This is a genomic window from Sulfurimonas sp., assembly GCF_018698455.1.
Classification (GTDB): domain Bacteria; phylum Campylobacterota; class Campylobacteria; order Campylobacterales; family Sulfurimonadaceae; genus Sulfurimonas.
Map to the genome: position 1 here is coordinate 1 of NZ_JABIOQ010000046.1, position 7,859 is coordinate 7,859.

General features: G+C 31.4%; 9 protein-coding genes. 3 read left to right on the forward strand and 6 right to left on the reverse strand.

All coding sequences use genetic code 11. From position 1 onward, the window contains the following. Positions 1-23: 23 nt before the first annotated feature. The gene (locus HOG88_RS11910; RefSeq protein ID WP_367234477.1) at positions 24-137 is read left to right on the forward strand and encodes a helix-turn-helix domain-containing protein; all 114 of its coding nucleotides are present in this window, start codon (positions 24-26) and stop codon (positions 135-137) included. Positions 138-300: 163 nt separating this feature from the next. Here HOG88_RS11910 and HOG88_RS05930 read toward each other — a convergent pair whose 3' ends face one another. From HOG88_RS05930 to istA, 4 genes are all read right to left on the reverse strand, one after another. Then, positions 301-1,605 carry an ATP-binding protein gene (locus HOG88_RS05930; RefSeq protein WP_295004199.1) on the reverse strand — a complete coding sequence of 435 codons (1,305 nt, stop codon included), beginning with the start codon at positions 1,603-1,605 and terminating at the stop codon, positions 301-303. Positions 1,606-1,693: 88 nt separating this feature from the next. Next, positions 1,694-1,819: a hypothetical protein gene (locus HOG88_RS05935; RefSeq protein ID WP_295004201.1), complete on the reverse strand. Its 126-nt coding sequence runs from the start codon at positions 1,817-1,819 to the stop codon at positions 1,694-1,696. 310 nt (positions 1,820-2,129) lie between these two features. Beyond that, positions 2,130-2,876: an IS21-like element helper ATPase IstB gene (gene istB, locus HOG88_RS05940; protein WP_295004203.1), complete on the reverse strand. Its 747-nt coding sequence runs from the start codon at positions 2,874-2,876 to the stop codon at positions 2,130-2,132. Positions 2,877-2,889: 13 nt separating this feature from the next. Continuing rightward, complete coding sequence (gene istA, locus HOG88_RS05945) at positions 2,890-4,413, reverse strand: IS21 family transposase (protein ID WP_295004205.1); 1,524 nt, start codon at positions 4,411-4,413, stop codon at positions 2,890-2,892. 98 nt (positions 4,414-4,511) lie between these two features. On the opposite strand from istA, the gene HOG88_RS05950 reads away from it, so the two are divergent. Together HOG88_RS05950 and HOG88_RS05955 are read left to right on the forward strand one after the other, a co-directional pair. Then, positions 4,512-5,048, forward strand: a complete 537-nt coding sequence (locus tag HOG88_RS05950; RefSeq protein ID WP_295004207.1) for an RHS repeat domain-containing protein — start codon at positions 4,512-4,514, stop codon at positions 5,046-5,048. Positions 5,049-5,109: 61 nt separating this feature from the next. Then, the gene (locus tag HOG88_RS05955) at positions 5,110-5,487 is read left to right on the forward strand and encodes a YbgC/FadM family acyl-CoA thioesterase (protein WP_295004209.1); all 378 of its coding nucleotides are present in this window, start codon (positions 5,110-5,112) and stop codon (positions 5,485-5,487) included. On the opposite strand, the gene HOG88_RS05960 is transcribed toward HOG88_RS05955, so the two are convergent. Continuing rightward, positions 5,476-6,765 carry a hypothetical protein gene (locus tag HOG88_RS05960; protein ID WP_295004211.1) on the reverse strand — a complete coding sequence of 430 codons (1,290 nt, stop codon included), beginning with the start codon at positions 6,763-6,765 and terminating at the stop codon, positions 5,476-5,478. The genes HOG88_RS05955 and HOG88_RS05960 overlap by 12 nt on opposite strands. Next, positions 6,762-7,427: a uracil-DNA glycosylase gene (locus tag HOG88_RS05965; RefSeq protein WP_295004213.1), complete on the reverse strand. Its 666-nt coding sequence runs from the start codon at positions 7,425-7,427 to the stop codon at positions 6,762-6,764. The genes HOG88_RS05960 and HOG88_RS05965 overlap by 4 nt, the downstream gene beginning before the upstream one ends. Between the last annotated feature and the right edge of the window lie 432 nt (positions 7,428-7,859).

Below are 7,859 nucleotides of genomic sequence, written 5' to 3' on the forward strand. Positions count from 1 at the left end.
AACAAGATAGAAACATCGCTATAATGAATGCACATTTAGATGGATACTCACAAGCGAGTATCGCAAGTTATCTCAATCTTTCTAAATCTTTGATTAGCAAAGTTGTAAAAAGTGGAGATTCATTCACAGGGGTGTAGTTTCAATAGTTTATCTTTTTTACTCATATATAAATGGTACCATTTTTTAGTTACAAAGTCAATTATGGTTTTATGGCTTATTCTTTAAATCTACAGGCATCATATGGTTAACATAAGGAAAATTCTATGCTTTTTTAAGCTATATTTATTTTAATATTGGCGATTACAGTTGGTTTATACTAAAGCCTTTAAATTCAATTAGATAATTTGGAAACTTCTGAACAAGTTTAACTGATTTATCTTTTAGCTTCTCAAGGGATATTTTCTTTGGATTTAGTTTCACTTCGACAATTAAGATAGTTTTGTTTATATCATTAACAGCAACAATATCAATCTCATTTTTATTCCCTTTTTCCCAGTAGGTACCGATTTGAGAAAATTGATGAGAATCTTTCAGCTTTTCTATAAAATATTTTTCCAGAAATTTCCCACTATATGTACTGTACTCACTTTTGACTATCTGCTTAACATACTCATAGTTTTCTATCTCTACAGCACTTCTGTTTTTATAGATAAATCGAAACCAAAAACTAAAAAAGTTATCTATGATTTCATATTTTAAAATTCTTCCACCCTCTTTTGCGAAGATTGGTTTAACTTTTTTTATAATGCTATACTCTTTATCTAGTCTATCAAGATATCCACCAATATCTTTCTCTAGTATATTCTCCATTTCAGAGCGTGCTGTCTTACCTGAAGCTATAAGAGCAAGTATAGAAAAATAGGTTGTGTACTCTTTACCAAACTCTTCAATAAGAAGATTTTTTCCTTCATCCAGAAATAGTGAATTATCTTCAAAAATAAGATTTAGTTGCGCTTCAAGTGTAAAAGCTTTAAAGGTCACGAATAGTTCTACATATTTGGCAACACCACCAGTAAGAGTATAAAGAGAGAGCAGATCTTCATTACTGAAGGATGGATAGTTATCTTGAAGTATAGTTTGTAGTGTACTTACCTTAAAAGCTTTTAGATGTATCTTCATATCTGCACGATTAAAAAGAGGTTCTTTCTTATCTTCAAAAATCTTTTTCATTAATGAATATATGGAACCACTTAATACTAAGTTCATTTTTGCTTTTTCTTTATATGTGTCCCAAAGGTTTTGCATATCGGAGTAGATGGTGTTGTTAATAGATAAAAACTCTTGAAATTCATCTATGACAAGTGTAAAATGCTTTTGTGTGGCTAACTCTAAAAGATATTCAAATAGCTTAGCAAATTTAAAAAACTTCCCATGTATTTTTACATCTAGTTCATTACTAATAATTGTTATGAACTCCTCACAAAGTAAGGCTTCACTTTTTTTAGAGACAAACAAGTAAATTTGCTTATCATAAGCATGTCTAATCAAAGATGTTTTACCAATTCTTCTTCGTCCAACAATAACACTCATCTTAGCTGAGTTCTTTGAGAGAATTTCAATTTGATGGAGTTTCTTTAACTCTTTGGTTCTATTATAAAATTTCATATTATTTCCGTAAAATTAGTTACTGTAATGTATATTACTATAATATGTAAATAAATTCAAGTACCTCTTATTTGGAAAAATCTATAGACTATAGATTAAGTAGGTTTTTAATCTCATCAGATGAATAATAAGACTCTATAGCTCTATTAATAATATAATCAAGCTTTTTCTTCTCATTTAAACCATTAACTTCACTTTCTAATAATGTAGCCATTATTTTAATTCTTTTTATGTTTTTAACTTCTAAGTTAACTCTTTTGCAATTATTTCTATTTTTTCCATATTATGCCCTTTATTGATTTCATATATCCGTATTTTCAATGTGTGGCATTTTATTTAAATCAAATAGGCTTCAGCAAGGAACAATTAAAAAAGTTCACATATAAATACACATCATACTACATAGATAAGTCGTATGAATGCTCACAGCCAATAATCTCGGACAGCCAGCTGTAAAATCGTCGGACAGTTGTAAGTAAAGAATCTCTAAGTGCAAAATTATAACACAAGTGTCCGACTGAGTTTTATCTTTTAGTGATTTTCGACCTTAGTTTTCTCATTGATTCACCCTCTATTTCAACTCTATAAGATGAATGCACTACCCGGTCTAATATTGCATCAGCAACAGTATCATTATTCAAGTAGTCATACCACTGAGACACTGGTAGTTGTGAAGTGATAATCGTTGAATTTATCTCTGTTCTATCTTCAATAATTTCAAATAGATTTGTAGCATCATCAGTAGACATCTTTGATACCCCAAAGTCATCAAGTACAAGGAGCTGGAATCTAGAGTACTTCTTTAATAAGTTTGTATATGTACCATCTGCACGTGATATTTTTATCTCTTCAAGCAGTGTAGGTATACGAACATAGTAAACTTTAAATCCATCTAATATCGCTCTATTAGCAAGTGCTTGTGATGAGAAAGATTTACCTGTTCCAGTTTTTCCAGTAATGATAATGTTTTGATGATTGCGGATAAAGTCCATTGTTATTAGTGACTGAAAACTTTGCTTATCAATATTTCTTTTAGCGCTATAATCTATATCTTCAATAGATGCTTGTTTATCTTTGATTTTTGAGGCTCGAAGATTTCTACCTATTCGTTTATTTTGCAAAAATATATCCTGAGCTTCTAGGAGATTATAAAACCTCTCCTCAAAGCTAAGTTGATTATAGTTTGTATCTTCTATCTGCCTTAAATAGGCTTCTTTTAGCCCATCATATCCTAGATCATTTATCTTGTTTATCACTGTAGTTTGGTTCATTTGTATCATCCTGTTATTTATAGTAGTCTTTACCACGAATGTTTTCATGGTTATTGAGCACATTGTTAGTGACAATGTTATTTGAAACCTGTAGATAGAGTTTTTTATCAAGAATAGATTCTATTGATTTGACTCTTGAAGCATTTATTGAGAGTGCATATGCCAGTGCTAAATCAAGTTCAGTTTTTCCATAGATTTTTGCCTTGTTTAGAATAGCTATAATGCTTGTATATGCATTAGCTGGATAATCTGCAGTATCTAACCTTCTTTGCACAAACTCTCTTGTATGTTCACCTATTGTCATAGCCCAATTTAGTAATCTTCCTGGATTCATTCTTTCGTTTTGGTATTGGTGGTTGCGAGGCATATGCTCATCAAGTGTAGATTTTGCATTTACTCTACTGATTCTTGGGTGTGTTGCAACGAGCTTACTCTTGTAATATATCTCTACAAGTGCAGTAGAGTATTTAACTTCTACTTTTTCGCCAAGATATTTGAATGGTACTGAATAATAGCTATCAATCAATTTTACATGATAGGATAGATCTACTGTAGCTATTTTTATCTCTTTATAGATAAACCTATTTGCAGGAAGTGCTTGTAATTGAAGTTTTTCCTCTTCAAAGAGTTGATACCTGCTTGCTCCAAGGTGTCTGCTAACTTTTGAGTTGTATTTATCTAGTAGTGGAGCTATAGCTTGATTTATCTCATCAACACTAAAGAATGTTCTATTTCTAAATACTGCTAATATCCATCGCTGTATCCCTTGAACAGCTTGTTCAACAATCCCTTTATCTTGTGGTTTCTTTGGTCTCGCAGGTTCTACCGCACAATTGTAGTGGCGACACAGCTCTGCATAGCTCTCATTTACAACAATACCTTTTTTATTATTTGAGATAATTGCGCTTTTTAGATTATCAGGTACATTTATTTTAGGTACACCACCATAAAACTCATAAGCTAATATGTGTGATTTTATAAAGTACTCTTGTTTTTGGCTAGGTGTAGCATGTACAAATGCACAACCACTACCACCAAGCACTGTCACAAATATTTGAGCCTTGAGAGTTTCACCAGTAAGAGAATCATTATAGGAAACTATCAGTCCACTATAATCTATAAACATCTGATGACCTGGTATATATGTCTGTCTCATGGTAGGATCAACTTTTTTCTTAAACTTATGATATAGCTCTTTAAAAGTACTCAAGGCATATCCTTGCGGCTCTTCTTCTCTATATTCCATCCATAACAACTCAAATGTCACACCTTTTTTTGCTATCTCTTTGTGAATGTATTCAAAGTTTGGGAGTGCTCTACTTGTAGTTTTATCTGCTTTAGATTTCTCTGGAAATAGCTGTTTGTAAATTTCATCTTCATCTTGAGTAAGAAATTCATTTATTTCATTGTTTGTTATCTCAAATCTTTTACAGTAATCTGATACTGTTGAGCTTGGTACATCTACAGCTCTACTTATCTGCCTATATGATATTTCAGTTATAAATCTTAACTTCAATATATCCTTAATTTTTCTCATAGTAAGTTTCCCCATTTCACACCTCATTTTTTTATGAAGTGTAGTTAAATTTTAGAGGATTCTCTACTTAGTGTTTTTCAGCTGTTAATTTCGACAAAATGTCCGAAGGAAAACTAGCTAGCTGTCCGAGCAGTTTCCAGCTGAGTGTCCGACGAAAAGACAGCTGGGTGTCCGAGCGAGTCCAGCGTGAGCAGTATGAATATAAAATAAACAAAGACAGGTCAGTAGAAGATAAGTACTTCATATATGTAGGCTCTAAAGTAATGTCCATATACACAAGTAGCCTAAATGAAACATCAACTAAGTACCTACACTATGACTCTCTAAACTCAGTAGATACCATAACAAACAACCTAGGAGTAGTAGAGAGTAGAATGGCATACAAACCATTCGGAGAAAAACTAAACCTAGATAAAGATGGTAAAAAAACCCAAACGCCACCAAAAACTAAAAGAGGCTACACAGGTCATGAACATGTAGAAGAAACACAGTTCATCAATATGAATGCAAGACTATACGACCCAACCATAGCAAGGTTTATAAGTGCAGATAGTATAGTACCTTATATGTTTGTTTTCTGTATAATTGCATCAATAAATAATCAAATCAGCTTTCAGTTTCAAATATTTAAGTGACCGTTTTAGTGTCCGCTAAATTAGAAATCGCTTGAAAGTGACATATATAAAGGGGTTTAGCATGAAGATAAGGGTCTATTACGAAGATACAGACACAGGTGGAGTAGTTTATCATTCAAACTATTTAAACTTTTGTGAGAGGGCTCGAAGTGAAGTATTTTTTGACAGAGGAATTACCCCTGTTTTAGAGAGTGGGCATTTTGTTGCTAGAAGAGTCATTGGTGACTATTTTGCTAGTGCAAAGCTTGGTGATCTACTTGAGATAAAAAGTGAATTACTAAAAATGAAGACTGCTTCATTTATTCTCAAACAGGCTATATTTAAAGACGAAGTAAAAATCTTTGAGTTGGAAATAGTTCTTGCTTATATAGACTTCGAAGGTAAGCCTAAAAAGATAGAACCTCTTACAAAAGAGTTATTACTTTCTCTATTCGTTTAGTGGAGTGTATTTGACAAACCTTGATTTGGATGGTTGTAGTAGTTCTATGTCATAAGAAACCTGGTTATTTGTTATATCCATAGTGTAAGCTCTTTGTTCCCCTGTCGCAAGACTATATAAGTAATCTACACCTACTGTCGTTGTATAGTTAATCCAGTCATATACTATATCATTTCCAACAAGTGAATTTGTTTCTATAAGAACATTGTTCTTTTCTGTAATTGAGTTTGCCACTAACATATGTTTTCTGTCTATGTACTGTGTCATTGAGAGTAAAAGAGGGTCATAATTGATTTGTGTGGACAAAATATTTGTTGTATTTACATCATAAAGAGTAATCTGAGAAAGAATCATACCACTCTTAATAATGGGAGTATTTATCATAAATGAACCATCTATTATTTTTTTATTATTTTTTAGGTAAGACTCTATATTTGTTGTTCTTTTAGAAATGAAATTTTTAACAACTTTTTTTTCTAATAAATCTTTATCTTCAACTCCAGAAGAGCCTTTCTGCATTGAAGAAAACAAACTAAATACAGAATCGCTTGGTTCATCTATATCATCTTCTTTTAGGTACTCCTGAGCTTGATATTTAGCAAGTGTTTTTCCAGTTGAAGATCTATCAGAAAAGATAACTAGTGGAGAGAGAGCTCGCTTAAGAAGCAGGTCACTTTGTGCAGCATAGTCAATAGCTCCAAAAACAATTGAAGATGAGCTAGTATTAACATCTTTTTTATTTATAGTTGGAAAGTATATGTTTATAAATGGATCTATATCAATGACATTCTGTGCACCTTGTTTTGTTAAGGGTGCTATCACATATCTAAATCCATCATCATGTATTTTACCCAGAGCTTCTGTTAGTTCATCTAACTCTTCTGTTTCTACTTTATAACTTTTAAGCATAAAGGGATGACTTTTTGTCATTAGATATGCGAAGGTGGCATTAGAAGTTGAAGAAGCATACTTTCCTATTTTTTTATATGGCAAGAGGAGGGCAATTCTAAATTTTTCTCCTTCATAGAATGAAGCAAGATTTAAAATAGAGATAGCAAGTACCCTCATTTCGTTTAATTCTCTATCTTTTAGTTTAGTTGTTGCACGTGAAAGAAATGAAAGAAACATACCTTGATCTATATAATTCTTCATACATTTTTCATTACACTCATAAGGATCTAAGTCCTGAATATAAGTTTTTGGACGTGGTATGTTTGAAAGCATAAAACTCTGTGCAAAGAGGAATAATGGAAGGAATAAAAACAGTAAAATTTTCATAGAAAACTCTTTATAGTATTGAGGTCATTGAGTGTCATTTTTTTTAACTCAGGATTTTTTAGTAAGTGTTGGGGATGATAGATAGGTATAAGTTTAGATTCTTTATAGTCTATAACATGTCCTCGAATAGTTTCAAAATTGTCATCATTACCTGTAATGTGTGCATATGCTTCATCTCCTAAAGTTACAATGACTTTAGGCTTTACAAACTCTATTTGTGAGTACAGATAGCTTTTACAAGAGTTACATTCAGAGGGTGATGGTTTATTAGAATTTAGTGGTTTGCATTTAACACAATGGGTGAAATAAATATTATTAAGATTAAGGTGTAAAACTTTTTCTATTATATTTTTGAGAGTTTCCCCTGTTCGTCCACTATAGTAACTGTTTGAAGAGTCTTGAGATGATGAAACAACATAGTCTATTATCATTAGGTCTGCATTCTTATTACCAAATCCACTCATACTCTGTTTACGTGATTTACTTAAATCACAAAGATGACAAGTATTAATATTTTGAGAAAGTTCCTCAAGGGTACTAGATATTTGATGATTTTGTTTGTCGTTGATATTGAAGTGGTCTATATATTCAAATCCCATTGCTTTCATACGGTAAAGGTTTTGCAGTAGAACAAGATTTTGATATGATTTCAAGTGTACCACCATAAATAAAATAATTTTGCTAGTATATTTAAACTGTAGTTGATTCCCGCTTAAAGTTTTGCATTATTTTCTTAGTAATCTTTACCCATGAATTGTGGAAATCTAGCCAAATAATTCTAGTTTTTATGAGATAAATCATTCGTATTGACAATTAAATAAAATGAATTAAAACCATTTAATTAGTACTTTTAGCTACAGTATTGCAAAAATGAAAATGAAAGGACAAGAATTAAAAGTTACATTATAAACTTATTGACATAAGTAATAAGACAAAAATAACTTCAATATGGATTAATAATTGCTAATAAATTTCCATGGAAATAAAAAAAGATATTTTAGAGAAACTAAAAGAGTTAAAAAACAGTCAATGTAAAAAAGAGCGAGTTCATTCTCATGCATTATTACTTTTAAATAGTGGAAGGGGAATAAAAG